This window comes from Blastococcus sp. SYSU DS0510 (assembly GCF_054050835.1).
This window is the reverse complement of sequence record NZ_JBJHAC010000004.1, coordinates 77635-91886: the sequence shown is the minus strand read 5'-3', so window position 1 is coordinate 91886 and position 14252 is coordinate 77635. Positions and strand designations below refer to the sequence as shown.

The following is a 14252-nucleotide window of genomic DNA, read 5'->3' as shown; positions in this document are numbered from 1 at the left end:
CGGTCAGAGCCGGGCCGTCGTCGCGTCGTCCTCGACCCCGCCGAAGTAGTGGTCGAGCACCTCGCGGAACACCGGCCGGTCGGGGGCGGCGTGCGCGAACAGGGTCATCGAGGAGCGCAGCTTCTGCGCGTCGACCCCGCCCATCACCTCGACGGGGTCCGCGGTGTCCAGCGCGGTGAGGGCGCGGGCGCACTCGACCAGCCGCCGGCCCAGCACCGGGTGGGCGAGGTAGGCCCGCGCCTCGTCCAGGCCGGAGATCGCGAAGCGCTGCGCCATGCCGCTGCGGCCCAGCCCCTCGATCTGCGGGAAGACGAACCACATCCAGTGGGTGCGCTTCTGGCCCGCGCGGAGCTCCGCGAGCGCCTGGTCGTAGGTCTGGGTCTGGGCGTCGACGAAGCGGCGGAGGCCGAAGGGGTCGCTCACCGGACCAGCCTGCCGCACGCGATGAGATCCCGGGACCCCGGGCGTCTGAACCGCATGGAGACGACGACCGTGGACCTGGGGCCGACGACGACCGAGCTGGCGCGGGTGGTCGCCGGCGTGCGGGACGACCAGCTGGGCGATCCGACCCCGTGCCCCGGGATGCCGGTGGCCGGCCTGCTCGACCACCTCCTCGCCCTGGCCCTGGCGTTCCGCCTCGCCGCGGAGAAGGCCCCGTTCGACGGCGGCCCGTCGGCGGACGCGGCCCGCCTGGCCTCCGACTGGCGCACCCTGCTGCCGGCCCGGCTCGAGGGGCTGGCTGCCGCCTGGCGGCGACCGGAGGCCCGGCAGGGCGAGACCGAGGTGGCCGGCGTCCGGATGCCCGCTGCGGCCATGGCTCTGGTGGCCCTGGACGAGGTGCTCGTGCACGGCTGGGACCTCGCCGTCGCCACCGGGCAGCCCTACCGGCCGGATCCCGCCGCGGTCGAGGCGTGCCTGGAGTTCGTGGGTCCCCGCGACGACCCCGCCGCCGAGCCCGACGGCCTCTTCGGGCCGGTGGTGCCGGTGCCCGGCGACGCGCCCGTGCTGGACCGGCTGCTGGGCCGCACCGGCCGCGACCCGAGCTGGCGGGCGCCCGGCGACCGGTAGGGCCACCCGGCCCGCGCACATGTCGAAGCCGTGTCATCTCCCGCCGTCGCCGCTGCTGCGCCTCACCGGACGGGAACCGGAGGGAGGACAGCACCGCAGGAGGAGGAGACCATGCGCAGGAGTGCACGGATGGTCGTCGGAGCCGTGCTGGCCGCGGGCCTGGGGCTCAGCGGCTGCGGCGGCGACGACGAACTCGACCGGAACGAGGAGAGCGTCCCGGCCGTGTTCGACGAGGAGGAGGTCGGCAGCCCCGACCGGGTCGACGGCGGCGAGGAGGACGCCGACGGCGTGGACCGCGGCACCGGCGGCATCGACGAGGACGACAACACCGGCTCCGACGGCGACACGGGAGAGGAGGACGCCGGCAGCGTGGACGGCGGCCCCGACACCGACGACACCAGCGACGTCGGCTGACCCGCAGACACCCCGGGCGGCGGTAGCGAGATCGGTCACGGTGCCGGTGCCCCGACCGGCCTGCCGATAAGGGCGGTGGGCGGCGGTCCCTCACGATCCCCGCCGCCCGGGGGGCACTGCATGAGCGAGCGACGACGAGGACGGATCGGCGACGGACTGGCCGTCCTGGCCGGCGCCCGGCCGGACGTGCTGGCCGCTGCACCCGGGGCGCGGCCCCGGTTCGTGGCGCTGGGCGGCGTCCTGCTGAGCACGGGCGCGCTGGCCGCGGTCTCCGCGGCGTTCGCCGTCGCCATGGCGCTGGGCGTCTGGTGGCCGCTGGCGGTGCTGGTGGGGCTGGCCTGGGGCACGGTCGTGGTCAACCTCGACCGCATGCTGATGGTCGGCATGGCGCACGACCCGTCCCTCAAGCGCAACGTGGCCATGGCGGTGCCGCGCGTCGGGCTGGCGCTGGTGCTCGGCGTCGTGGTGGCGACGCCGCTGACGCTGCAGGTGTTCCACAAGGAGATCGACGCCGAGATCGTGTCGATGCAGGCCGAGGCCGCTGACGCGCACCGCCTGGCGCTGGAGTCCGACAGCCGGTTCGCCGGCCTGCCCGAGCTGCGCGAGCGCATCGCCGCGCAGGAGGCGGTCGTCGCCAGCGGGGGAGCGGCCGACGCCGGCCTGGAGGTCGTCCGCGCCGGCGTCACCGAGAAGCAGGCCGCCTACGACGGGGCCGTGACGCTGCAGCGTGAGCTGGACGCCAAGGCGCAGTGCGAGCTGGACGGCACCTGCGGCACCGGTGACGCCGGCACCGGCGAGGCCTACCTGCAGGCCCGCGCCGCCGCCGACGCGCAGGCCGGCGTCGTCACCGCGGCGCGCGCCGAGCTGGACGCCGCCGTCGCCGCGGTGACCGCCGCCGAGGGGCGCAGCGCCGCCCTCGCCGGGTCCTCGCTGGACGGCGACCGCGCCGAGCTGGCCCGCCTGACCGCCGAGCTCGACCGGCAGCAGGCCGCCTTCGACACGGAGAACGAGGGCTCCGGCGGCATCCTGCTGCGCTTGGAGGCCCTGGACCGGCTGGGCGACCGGAACATGACCCTGGCCGCCGCGCAGTTCATGCTCTCGCTGCTGTTCATGTGCGTCGAGGTGCTGCCGGTGCTCATGAAGCTGCTGCTCAACTTCAGCCCGCCGACCGCCTACGACCGGCTGGTGCAGCTGCGCGACTCCGGCGACGTCGAGCTGGAGGAGATGGCGCAGGAGTCGCGGCGGACCGTGGCCCAGGCCAAGGAGGAGCTGCTGGTGCTCGCCGAGCGCGAGCGGGTCGACCGGCAGAAGGAGGCGATCCTGGCCCGCCGCCGGGCCGCCCTGGCCGAGGTCGCCGCCCGCACCGAGGCGGCCCGCACCGAGGCGGCCCGCGCCGAGGGCCCCCGCGCCGAGCAGCCACCGGCCGAGGGGCCGGCGGAGCCGCGCCAGCTGTGGGACACCGGCCCGATCCGCGAGCTCGCCCGCAGCGCCGCCGTCCGCACCGTGCGCTCGGTGCGCCGCCGCCCGGCCGACCGGACGCCCACCACCGTCTGACCCCCGCCGCCCCGGACTTCCACGCGAGGTCCGGGGCGCCGCGCGTCCGCCGGCAGTCCGCCGTGGACACCGACCGTGCGGCCGCGCGGCCGCTGCGCTGTGGCAGGGTTTCCGGCGTCGGCCGGCCGGACGCTCTCGCACCCGATGACCCGCGCCCCGACGACCCCGCACCCCGATGAAGGACGATCTCCCATGAGCACCGACAACCCGAACCCGACCGGCCCCCCGGCGGGCGAGGGCCAGCCGAACCCGTCCTTCCCGCCGCCCGTGCCGGCGGTCGCCGGGCCGACCGACGGCGTGACCAGCGGCGTCCTCGACGGCGGCGGCGTCGCCGGCGCATCCGCCCCGGGCGGGCAGCCGGAAGGCTCCGGCGAGCCGGGCTGGGCGGCGCGCAACAGCGGCCTGCTGATCGCCGCGCTGGTCGCCGTCGTCGTGGCGGCGATCGCCATCGCCGGCCTGATCCTGTGGCGCGGCGGCATCGACGACGACGACGCCGCCACCGAGGCCGCCGTCACCCGCGCGCTGGCCGAGCAGGGCGGTGAGGTGGAGACCATCGAGTGCGACGGCGACACCTGCGACGCGATCATCGGCGGTCAGGCCTACACCGTGCTGGTCCAGGTGGACGAGGACGGCGAGCAGCACTTCGGCGTGGCCGCCTACACCGGCGACTGATCCCGACCCGACGCGAGCCCCGCACCCGACCGGGTGCGGGGCTCGCGGGTTCTCCGGATCAGAAGCTCGACCGCGGAACGCCCATGCCGGGGTCGATGCGGGTGGGGCCCGACGCCGACGGCGTCACGTCGAAGTCGAAGATCCCGGTCGGCAGGTAGACCGTGGAGCAGGAGTTCGGGATGTCGACCACCCCGGACAGCCGGCCCTCGATCGGCGCGGCGCCGAGGATCATGTAGCCCTGCTCCGGCGTGTAGCCGAACTTCGTGAGGTAGTCGATCGCGTGCAGGCAGGCACGCTGGTAGGACAGGTGCGAGTCCAGGTAGCGCTGCTCGTCGTCCAGGGTGACCGACGTCCCGGAGAAGGCCAGCCAGCGCTCGTACCGGGGGTCGACGTTGCCCGGCATGAAGATGGCGTTCTCGCCCACGCCGTAGGTCTCCATGCCGCCCTTGATCAGGTCGACGTGCAGGTCGATGAAGCCGCCCATCTCGATGGCGCCGCAGAAGGTGATCTCGCCGTCGCCCTGGGAGAAGTGCAGGTCGCCGAGCGACAGCTTCGCGCCGTCGACGAACACCGGGTAGAAGACGCGGCTGCCCTTGGTCAGGTTCTTGATGTCCTGGTTGCCGCCGTTCTCCCGGGGCGGTGCCGTCCGCGCGGCCTCGCCCGCCACCCGGTCGTACTCCGCGCCCTCGAGCGTGCCGAGGATGGCGTCCTGGGGGAGCGGCGGCAGCGCCAGCGGCGGCACGCGGTCGGGGTCGGTGTCGATCAGCGCCTGCTCGCGGCGGTTCCAGCGGGCCAGCAGGTCCGCCGACGGCGCGGTGCCCATCAGTCCCGGGTGCACGATCCCCGTGAACGAGACACCGGGGACGTGCCGCGAGGTGGCCGTCTGACCGGAGAAGTCCCAGATCACCTTGTAGGCGTCGGGGAACTGGTCGGTGAGGAAGCCGCCGCCGTTCTGCTTGGCGAAGATGCCCGTGTAGCCCCAGCCCTGCCCGGCGAGCGGCCCGGAGTCCTCCTGGGGGATGGGGCCGAGGTCGAGGATGTCCACGATCAGCAGGTCACCGGGCTGCGCTCCTTCGACGGAGAACGGGCCGCTCAGGCAGTGCACCGTCGAGAGCGGGGCGTCCCGGACGTCGTCGGCGGAGTCGTCGTTGTGGATCGCCCCGTCGAACCACTCCCGGCAGTCGACGCGGAACGTGTCGCCGGGGCGGACGGTGACGTTGGCCGGGATGTCGGGGTGCCAGCGGTTGTGGCCCACGTACTTCTGGTCGGTGAACTTCTTGGACGAGTCCAGCGGGTAGACGACTTTCGGCACGGCTTGCCTCCTGGTCGGGCGACGCTGCACCGCCGGTGCAGCGGGGGGTGGATCCGGCAGCGGGCGGGGGTCACCTCCTCTCGTGGGCGGCGGGGGTGCCGGAGCGGGGGGACGGCGGCGCGTCGGGCTCCCGGAGTTCCGGCGCGGGTGCCCGCGCCTCCGCCGGCTGGGGCACGCGCAGCCTGGGGGCGAGCGCGAGCGACGCCAGGCAGATCACCGCGAGGACGATCGCGGACTCGGTGAGGTAGTCGCCCCAGACGCCGGTGAGCAGCATGAAGGCGGGGATCGCGGCGGTGAACACCCCGGCGACGACGGCGACCAGGCCGGTGAAGCGCGTCCACTCCTCGCGCTTGAGCCCGAGCACCACCCAGAACAGCGCCCAGAGGACGGCCCAGTAGAGCCAGATGACGCCGAAGGCCGGGTCGTCCAGGCGCCCGAAGTTCAGGCCGGCGTAGACCAGGGCGCACCCGGCGACGAACGCCGAGAACCACCCGAGCCCGGTGCCGTCCAGGCCGCCGAGCAGGTTGAACCCGACGTAGAGGTAGGTGAAGCCGAACAGGTACAGCCCCGAGGCGGCGAGGACCGCGTCGGGGTTCCCACCGGAGGTGACGATCAGGTACGTCGGGGTGATCACCTGCAACCCACCGACGAAGAAGTTCAGCGGCGCGGCCGCCCGGGCGTCCACCCGGCCCAGGAGCATCAGGCCGTTGAGGATCAGGACGGCTCCGACGTACAGGAGTCCCACGCTGGCCATCTGGACATCCCCTTCATCGCTGGTCGGGCGTCGTGGTCCCCGTTCGGCGTAGCGGTGTCGCGTGGTGCGGTGTCGTGGCGCCCGGGTCAGGGCCGTGGCAGCCGGCGCAGCGCTGGGTTGGCGGCGACCGGGGAGGAGCGGACCGGCCGCGGGCCGGGGGAGGAGACGACCCGGGGTTCGTCGCGCGTGCGCTCGGTGCGGTCGATCAGCGCCCGGCGGGTGGCGTCACCGAGGGAGAGCCGCGGTGCCGTGATGACCCGCGCGGCGGCGGACCCGCAGGTGGGGCAGGGCGTCGTCGGCCCGGCGGTGCCGATCGGGTGCGAGCGCTCGGTGAGCCCGTGGTCGTCGCAGCGGTACACGTACTGGGCCATCGCCGTCCTCGTTGACGTCGGGTGCCTGGTCGACGTCGGCCACGCTGCTCGCCTGTGGAAGTGCTGGTCAACCCCTCGGGCGACGGCGACGCAGGCACGGCCGACCGTCCGGGAAGGCGCACGCGCGCGCCCTCACCCGCCGTGCTGCCCCGTCACCGACGGCAGGGACTGCTGGTCACGGGCGGGGGACCGACGGCCCCGCCGCCCGCTCCGACGGGCGCGCGACGCTCAGCGTGCCCCACGGAGCGGCATGAGGTCCTCGAGGTCGTAGGCCGCGTGCAGCGCGGCGGTGAGGTGTGGCTCCTGCTCGGGGAGCAGGCGACCGATCTGCCGGCCGAGCGCCGCCTTCGGGACGGTGAGGACGTTGTCGCAGCTGATGACGCTGGGATGGTCGAGCCCGTTGTCCGCTCCGACCGGGACCTCCGTGGACAGCCCGCGCACGGTGCTGGTGATGGGCGCGACGGTGACCCGTGCCAGGTGGGGGCGCACGAGCTCCCGTGTCAGGACGAGGACGGGTCGGGTCTTGTCGAGCGCGGCCAGGTGGATCGGCCTCATCAGTCGAGATCGTCCAGCGGAACACGGGCGGCGTGCCCCGCGAGCGCGTCCAGGTCGTCGTCCCCGTCGTCGACAGCGGCGAGGATCGCCGCGTCACGCGCTGCCATCTCGCGGCGACGCTCCCGGTGCAACGCACGGGTGACCACGGCGGCCCGGGAAGGGGCCCGGCCGTCGGCCACCAGGCGGTCGAGGAACTCGACCAGCTCGTCCGGCAGCCGCACGGCGATCTGGGTGCTCACGGCGGCAGCATACCGATCCGGGATGCAGATCGGTACCGGCGGATGCCGCAGCGCTCATCCCCCACGGACGGACCAGGGGCTGGGGTCAGGGCGACCGGCGCGAGACGAGCGCCGGCACGAGCTCGGCACCCGCGGCGGCCGCGGCGGCGCAGCCCAGCACCACGGCCCACGAGGCCGGGTCCAGCGGCGTGCAGCCGAAGAACCGGCTCACCCCCGGGGTCTGCACGATCGCGACCAGGGCCGCCAGCGAGCCGGCCACGGTGACCAGCACCAGCGGGTTGCGCCGCCCCGACCACGCGGTCTGCGCCAGCTGCGTGGTGATCAGCGCGGCCAGCCCCATCGTGCTGGCCCGGCCGGGGAACACCGGCGTCGCGCGGCCCACGAACCACGCGGCGGTGGCGCCGGCCGTCGTCGCCGCGCCCCGCACGAGCACCATCCGCCGCACCGCTGTGGTGAAACCCCGGTGCGGGCCGGCCCGCAGCACCGGCGCCAGCGGGTGGCCGGCCAGCGGCCCGTCGTCGTCGCCCGCCGGGGCCTGCCGGGGTGCGGCCACCGCGACGGCCAGCGCCGGGAACATGTCGGTGAGCAGGTTGACCAGCAGCAGCTGGCGGGTGTTCACCGGCGCCCGGCCCCCGACGGCGGTGCCAAGCACGGTGAACGCCACCTCGCCGGCGTTCCCGCCGACCAGGACCGACACCGCGTCGCGCACCCGCGACCACATGGCCCGGCCCTCGGCGATCGCGTCGACCAGCCGGGTGAGGTCGAGGTCGGTGAGCACCAGGTCGGCGGCGGTGCGGGCGGCGGGGGACTCCGCGCCCTCGACGCCGACGCCGACGTCGGCCAGCCGGATCGCGGCGGCGTCGTTCACCCCGTCGCCGGTCATCGCGAGCGTCGCCCCCGCCCGGCGCAGCGCCTGCACCAGCGTGACCTTCTGCTCGGGGCTGAGCCGGGCGAAGACGGCGGTCCCGGCGACCAGCCGCGCCCGCTCGGCGTCGGTGGCCCGGGCCAGCTGTGCGCCGGTGACCACCCGGTCGGCGTCCGGGACCCCGGCCTGCGCGGCGATCGCGCTGGCCGTCTCGGGGTGGTCGCCGGTGGCCACCACCACCCGCACGCCGGCCGCCCGCAGCTGCTCGACGGCGCGCACCGAGGACTCGCGCAGGGTGTCCGAGAGCCCGACCAACCCGCGCAGCGCCAGCCCGGTGGCCGCCCCGTCCAGGTCCTCGGGTGTCCCGTCGACGGCGCGGTCGGCGACGGCGAGCACCCGCAACCCCTCGCCGGCCAGCTGCCGGATGCGGTCGCGCAGCTCCGGGGCGCCGTCGCACCGGCGCAGCACCACCTCGGGCGCGCCCTTCACGACCAGCCGGCCATCGCGGACGGCGGCGGAGAAGCCGCGGCCGGCGGCGAAGGCCAGGCACGCGTCGGGCGGGGAGCTCCACGCGTCGCCGGCGGCCTCCAGCACCGCCCGGTCGGTCTCGTGGGAGCGGTCGTCGCCGTTGCCCATGCCGGCGGCGGCGAGCCGGAGGAGCTCCTCCTCGGTGCCGTCGTCCAGGGGGAGCAGCCGGGCGACCCGCAGCCGGTTCTCCGTCAGCGTGCCGGTCTTGTCGAAGCAGACGGTGTCCACCCGGCCGAGCGCCTCGAGCACCCGCGCGCTGCGCACCACCGCGCCGCGCCGGGACAGCCGTCGGGCCGCGGCCTGCTGGGCCACGGTGGCGACCAGCGGTAGCCCCTCGGGCACCGCGGCGACCGCGATCGCGAGCCCCGATGCGACCGACTCCCGCAGCGGGCGACCCCACAGCACGCCGAGCAGGGTGACCGCGCCGCCGCCGGCGAGGGTGAGGGGCAGCACGGCGCGGGTGAGCTCGGCCAGCCGGGCCTGGACGCCGGCCGGGGGTGCGGCGCCCCCGGCGGCGCGGGCCGCGCGCCCGGCCTGGGTGGCGGCCCCGACGGCGACGACGGCGGCCCGCCCGCGCCCGGCGACCACCGTGGTGCCGTCGAAGAGCATGCAGGTGCGGTCGGCGAGCTCCGCCCCCGGCGTGGCGGGCACCGACTTGGCGACCGACAGCGACTCCCCGGTGAGGCTCGACTCGTCGACCTCCAGGTCTTCGGCCTCCAGCAACCGGGCGTCGGCGCCGATCACGTCGCCGGGCTCGACGAGGAGCACGTCGCCCAGGCGCAGCGCGGTGGCGGGCACCTCCTCGGTGCCGCGGCCGGTCTCGCGGCGGGCGCAGTGCGCCTGCTCGAGCAGCAGCGCCTCCAGCGTGCTCTCGGCGCGCATCCGCTGCAGGCCGCTGACGACGGCGTTGATGGCGGTGACGCTGCCGACCAGCACCGCGTCGGTGACCTCGCCGAGCACGGCGGTGGCCGCGGCGCCGGTGGCCAGGATCGGGGTGAGCGGGTCGGCGAGCTCCGCGCCGACGGTGCGGCCGAACCGGGCCGGGACCCGGACGGCGCGGGAGGCGGCGGCCCGCCGCGCGGCCGCGGTCACCCGGCCCGGGGGGTGCTCGGGTGGAGCCGGGACGTCGGCCAGCCGGCGCAGCACCTCGTCGGGGTCGAGCGCGTGCCAGGGGGTGTGCGCGGTCGGGGCCGGCACCGGGCGGCGGGCGGCCACCACGGCGGTGCGGGTGCCGGTGACCATCGTGGTGACGGTCGCCCACTTGCCCGGTGTCGTGGCCCGCTGCTGGCCGGCACGCGGGCTGCCGACGGCGGCGAGCAGCCCGCCGAGGACGTTGCCGGTGAGCGCGGCCGCGGTCGCCCGGCGGCTGACCGTCCGGGCGTCGGGGAGCGCGGCGACGATGCGGCAGGCGTCGGCGAGGCCGGGATCGGTGACCAGGTCGGCGCCCCACACCGGCGCGCGCCCCGGCAGCACAGGTGCGACCGCGACGTCGGCCGCCATCAGGGCGGGCCCGTCGGTGGCCGAGACCACCAGGACGCCGTGCCCGTCCTCCTGCAGCCCCCGCACGGTCTCGACGAGCGCCGTCCCCGCATCGGCGACGTCGTCGGCGAGCCCGGCGATGTCGCGGGCCCCGACGTGCCGGGTGAGCACCAGCCGCAGGCCGGCGTCGGCCACGGTGGTGAGCAGCGACTCGGCGTGCGGGTCGAGCTCGGCGGCAACGGTGACCGTGCCGACCCGGTGGCGGCCCTGCAGCAGCGAGCGCACCTCGCCGCCGGGGGCGTCGTCGCTGCGGCGCACCGGCCCGAGGCGGAGCCGGTCGTCGCCGTCGCCGTCGCCGGTGAGCAGGCGGGTGGCGGCCGACCAGACGGCGGCGTCGTCCCACCCGTCGGCCTCCGCGACGGCCTCGACGACCACCGGCGGGCCGGTGCAGAGCGCGGCGGCGTCGACGACGGCGGCGTCGACCCGGTCGAGCCGGCGGTAGACCGAGCCGTCCATCGGCAGCACGCCCTGCCGGCACAGCAGCAGGTCGAGGGTGGCGGCGAAGGACTCGCGGCCCTGCACGGCGGCCTTGGGGGTGAGCGCCCGGATGAGGTCGGCCGAGCGTCCGGGGCGCCCGGTGAGCGCGAGCAGGCCGAGCGCCGCGCCGAGCTCGGTGGGGCCGAGGCGGTCGCGGTAGGTCTCGATCGGGCCGCGCGGCAGCTCGCCGGGCCGCGGGCCGGGCGGCGGCGCGGGGGAGCGGTCGTCGTCGGGCTCCGGGCCGCACAGCTCCCGCTCGCGTCGGCACCACACCCGGCGGCGGGCGCGCACCTCCAGCGCTCGCTGCACCGCGGCGGCGGCGTTGATCGCGGGCAGGGTGGGGCTCTGGGTGAGCGAGTGCAGCAGCGCGCTGGTGCCCTCGAAGACCAGGTCCGTGCCGACCGGGCCGATCCGGTCCGACAGCCCACGCTTGAGCCACTGCTGGGTGTCCAGCAGCGCCATGACCAGCGTGGCGTGCCGGTGCACCGCGGGGATCGGCAGGTACTTCGCGGCGGTGGCGACGCCGACGGCCGCGACGTCGACGGCGGCGGCGGCCACGGCGGCCAGCAGCGGCTCGACGTCGGCCGGGTGGTCGGGGCGGTACGGGAAGACGCCGGTGCCGCCGCGGGCCTGCTCGATCTCGGTGACCACGCCGACGACGTCCTCGATGCCGACCCGGCGGGCGTCGACCGCGACCAGCACCCGGCCGACGACGTCGTTGACCGTGGCCCACTCGACGCCCTCGAGGCGTTCGAGCTGGCGGCGCAGGGCGGCGCGGGCGGCGGGGGGATCGTCGTCGGCGGGGTCCTCGACCTCGATCTGCAGCCGGTCGCGGTCGCGCCAGACGCGGCGCGTGTGCCGGGTCTGCGGGGGTTCCAGCAGGCCGCGGGCGGCGTCGACCAGGTCGTGCAGGTGGCCGCTGGGCAGCGGGTCGGCGCCGCTGACCAAGGTGCCGACCGCGCGGGTGCCGGAGACGGCGACGCCGTGGGCCAGGTGCAACGACCCCGCGACCCCGGCGCGCGCCGCCCGCGTCGTGGCCGACGCCGTCCCGCCCAGCAGGCCCGCCCCCACGACCACCGGGACGGCGGCCAGCGCGGCCGCACCGGTGGCCACCTGCGTGGCCTGGCGGGCGGCGGAGCCCATCCGGTGCAGCAGAGTCATGGCGCCCCCGTGACGACGGTCACGGGAAACGGTACGTGAACGGCCGGTGAACCGCAGGGTTCGCGACCCGGCGGTTCACCGGCGGAGCGCGGCCGGCCCGTCGGGGGTCACCCGCAGTGCCCGCCGGGCTCCCCGTCCGCCGATGCGCAGTGCGAGGACGCCGACCGCGGCACGCCCAGCGCCGGGTTGCGGTCGAAGAAGCCGACCGGCTTGAGCGTGAACCCGGCGTAGTCGACCGGCATGACCGGCCAGTCCTCGGTCCGCGGGAAGTGGGTGAGGCCGAAGGTGTGCCACAGCACCACGTCGGTGTCGGTGAGCGGCTCGTCGTCGGCGACGAACGCCGGCAGCCCGGCCGACCCCGGGTGCTGGTTCACGAAGTCACCCGCCGCGTACCGCTCCGCCGGGTCGTACCGCGTCACCCACAGGTGCCTGGTCGAGAAGGTGGCCCGGGCGTGCACCGAGGAGCTCTCGTCGGCCAGCAGCACCGGCCCGCCCTCGGGGTGCAGCGCGTAGGCCACCGGCTGGCCGAGCCGGTTGCGCTTCGACTCGTTGACCACGTGCCACACCCGGCCGACGCTGCTGTCGGCCAGCCGGGCGGCCTCCGCCTCGGAGGTCAGCGGGGTGCTGCGCCGGGTGAAGGCGTTGCCGTACGGGTTGGCGTCGCTCACCGGCTGCCGGACGGCGTCGACCTCGTAGACGGTGTTGTCGACCCCGTCGACCGCCATGTCCAGCCGGGCGGAGAACAGGTGCTGGTGGAACGGCGCGCCGAGGCCCGGGGCGATCTCGGTGGCGTACGGGTGCTCCTCGCCGCGGAAGGCGGAGGTGAAGACGACGCCGGTGGCCTTGCTCTCCAGCTGGATGGTGCCGTCGAGGTAGAGGTACCAGTAGAAGCCGTAGTCGTAGTTGCCGATGGTGGTGAAGAAGCTGACCACCAGCCGGCGCTGCCGCCGTGTCTCGGCCATCCCGTTGAAGAGGTCGGTGTGCTTGAAGAGGACGCCGTAGTCCTCCTCGTGCATGCAGATCGCGTTCCGGATGGTGCGCGGGGCGCCGTCCTCGTCGGCGATCGTGGCGTCGAGGTAGTGGATCTCGCCCAGGCAGTCGCAGCCCAGCTCCAGGGAGTTGGTGTACCGGGCGAAGAGGTATTCGCCGGTGTCGAAGTAGTTCTGCCAGAACCGCACCGGCGAGGGGTCGGCGTAGGGCACGACCATCTCCGCGATCGACGCGCGGTGGATCACCGACCGGCCGTCGATCGAGACCTGGTGCAGGACCAGCCCCTCCCGCATGTCGAAGCCGATGCGGAACCGCCAGCCGGCCCAGCTCACCTCGTCGTCGACGACGGTGAAGCTCGGCCCCTCGGGCTGGGTGATCTCGATCGGCTTGAGGTCGCGCACCGGGGCGGGGTGCACGTCGGGGGTGAGGTCGGCGCGCTCGGCGGGGACCGCCAGGTCGTAGTGGTCCTGCACCGCCGTCGCGACGCCGCGGGTCATGTCGACGAACGCGACGACGCCGTCCACGGGGTGCGCCCACGGCAGGTCCGCGTCGTCGGCCTGGTGGAAGCCGAGCACGCGGATCATGCGGTGCCCCTCCTCGTCGGCGAAGTAGGAGCCGGCCGACAGGGGCACGCAGCGCACCTGGGCGACGTCGAGCCCGCGCTTCGTCATCGCCGCGACCCAGCGCTCGTCGGCGGCGAGGATCGGCTCGATCGCCTCGAACTCGGCGTCGAGGATCGGCACCTGCCCGTCGGCGACCGCGTCGAGCTCGACGTCCCGGACGACGGCGCCGGCGGTGAGCGAGACGGTGACGTCGCGCCCGCCGCCGGTGGCCCGGTCCAGCAGCAGCGCCCGGACCCGGCGCTCGACGGCGTCGCCGGGCTGCCGGCCCAGCACCTGGGCCTTGTGCGGCTCCTCGAGGCCGACGTAGACGAACTTCGTCGACCCGGCGCAGAGGCCCGCGGCGCGGACGATCCCCGTCGCGGTGGTGATCTCCTCGGCGGTGAGCCGGGCGAGCGGGTGGGTGGTGGTGCGCGTGGTGACGGCGGTCATGGTGATGTGCCTACTCCCGGCGGTGCCGGAGCGGAAGGGCTCCGCGTGACCGGGAGCACGTCCCCGGTCCGGCGGCGCGGGTGTCGGGCGGGCGGGTGCGTCGGCTAGACAGGTGCCATGACCGAGCTGACGACGGCGACAGGCGGGGGCTGGCTGGCCCGCGAGGAGATGGACGCGGCGCGCGAGCGGCTGCCGATCCTCTACGTCGACGTGGTGCCGGTGCGGGTGGACGAGCAGGGCACGGTGACCTCGATCGGGCTGCTGCTGCGCGCGGGCGAGGACGGGCAGATCAAGCGGGCCCTGGTCTCGGGGCGGGTGCTGTACCACGAGCGGGTGCGCGCGGCGCTGCTGCGGCACCTGGAGAAGGACCTCGGCCCGCTGGCGCTGCCGCGGGTCCCGCCGGCGCCGCAGCCGTTCACCGTCGCCGAGTACTTCCCGACCCCTGGGGTGACGCCGTTCCACGACCCGCGCCAGCACGCGGTCTCGCTGGCCTACGTCGTCCCGGTGGAGGGTGACTGCTCGCCGCAGCAGGACGCGCTCGAGCTGACCTGGTTCACGCCGCTGGAGGCGCGCGACCCGGCGGTGCTCGCGGAGCTCACCAACGGTCAGGCGACGCTGCTGCTGCAGGCGCTCGCGCATCTCGGCGTCTGACCCCGCCCGGTGGTGGAGCTGGTGGGCGGGCACGCTCTCCCGGCACCGGC

Annotated in this window: 13 protein-coding genes; 5 read left to right on the top strand and 8 right to left on the bottom strand. The window is 75.8% G+C overall.

The annotated features are described in order from the left end of the window. Positions 1–3: 3 nt before the first annotated feature. A complete protein-coding gene (locus ACI79P_RS04820; RefSeq protein WP_456579889.1) occupies positions 4–423 on the bottom strand; it encodes a DUF1810 domain-containing protein in 420 nt (139 codons plus the stop codon). Between the two features lie 54 nt (positions 424–477). Between ACI79P_RS04820 and ACI79P_RS04815 the strand changes: the two genes are divergently transcribed. The 4 genes from ACI79P_RS04815 to ACI79P_RS04800 all read left to right on the top strand — a co-directional run bounded on the left by ACI79P_RS04815 (position 478) and on the right by ACI79P_RS04800 (position 3708). Next, positions 478–1068, top strand: coding sequence for a TIGR03086 family metal-binding protein (locus ACI79P_RS04815; protein ID WP_456579888.1), 591 nt, complete (start codon positions 478–480; stop codon positions 1066–1068). Between the two features lie 111 nt (positions 1069–1179). Continuing rightward, positions 1180–1482, top strand: a complete 303-nt coding sequence (locus ACI79P_RS04810; protein ID WP_456579887.1) for a hypothetical protein — start codon at positions 1180–1182, stop codon at positions 1480–1482. A 120-nt stretch (positions 1483–1602) separates the two neighbouring features. Continuing rightward, positions 1603–3036 carry a DUF4407 domain-containing protein gene (locus tag ACI79P_RS04805; protein WP_456579886.1) on the top strand — a complete coding sequence of 478 codons (1434 nt, stop codon included), beginning with the start codon at positions 1603–1605 and terminating at the stop codon, positions 3034–3036. A 192-nt stretch (positions 3037–3228) separates the two neighbouring features. Beyond that, positions 3229–3708, top strand: coding sequence for a hypothetical protein (locus ACI79P_RS04800; RefSeq protein WP_456579885.1), 480 nt, complete (start codon positions 3229–3231; stop codon positions 3706–3708). A 58-nt stretch (positions 3709–3766) separates the two neighbouring features. On the opposite strand, the gene fmdA is transcribed toward ACI79P_RS04800, so the two are convergent. The 7 genes from fmdA to ACI79P_RS04765 all read right to left on the bottom strand — a co-directional run bounded on the left by fmdA (position 3767) and on the right by ACI79P_RS04765 (position 13551). Further along, positions 3767–5020 carry a formamidase gene (gene fmdA / locus ACI79P_RS04795; RefSeq protein ID WP_456579884.1) on the bottom strand — a complete coding sequence of 418 codons (1254 nt, stop codon included), beginning with the start codon at positions 5018–5020 and terminating at the stop codon, positions 3767–3769. Positions 5021–5090: 70 nt separating this feature from the next. Further along, entirely contained in the window at positions 5091–5774 is a 684-nt protein-coding gene (locus tag ACI79P_RS04790) for an AmiS/UreI family transporter (RefSeq protein WP_456579883.1), read from the bottom strand. Positions 5775–5860: 86 nt separating this feature from the next. Then, positions 5861–6145, bottom strand: a complete 285-nt coding sequence (locus ACI79P_RS04785) for a zinc ribbon domain-containing protein (RefSeq protein WP_456579882.1) — start codon at positions 6143–6145, stop codon at positions 5861–5863. 228 nt (positions 6146–6373) lie between these two features. Beyond that, positions 6374–6700, bottom strand: coding sequence for a type II toxin-antitoxin system PemK/MazF family toxin (locus ACI79P_RS04780; protein ID WP_456579881.1), 327 nt, complete (start codon positions 6698–6700; stop codon positions 6374–6376). Continuing rightward, on the bottom strand, positions 6700–6939 hold the full coding sequence (locus tag ACI79P_RS04775) for a ribbon-helix-helix domain-containing protein (RefSeq protein ID WP_456579880.1): 240 nt from the start codon (positions 6937–6939) through the stop codon (positions 6700–6702). The genes ACI79P_RS04780 and ACI79P_RS04775 overlap by 1 nt, the downstream gene beginning before the upstream one ends. Positions 6940–7024: 85 nt before the next feature. Beyond that, the gene (locus tag ACI79P_RS04770; protein ID WP_456579879.1) at positions 7025–11509 is read right to left on the bottom strand and encodes an HAD-IC family P-type ATPase; all 4485 of its coding nucleotides are present in this window, start codon (positions 11507–11509) and stop codon (positions 7025–7027) included. A gap of 107 nt (positions 11510–11616) precedes the next feature. Then, positions 11617–13551 (bottom strand): primary-amine oxidase, encoded by a 1935-nt coding sequence (locus ACI79P_RS04765; RefSeq protein ID WP_456579878.1) that lies wholly within the window; start codon positions 13549–13551, stop codon positions 11617–11619. Between the two features lie 117 nt (positions 13552–13668). Here ACI79P_RS04765 and ACI79P_RS04760 point away from each other — a divergent pair, with 117 nt between their 5' ends. Continuing rightward, positions 13669–14202 (top strand): NUDIX hydrolase family protein, encoded by a 534-nt coding sequence (locus ACI79P_RS04760; protein WP_456579877.1) that lies wholly within the window; start codon positions 13669–13671, stop codon positions 14200–14202. Positions 14203–14252: the final 50 nt, after the last annotated feature.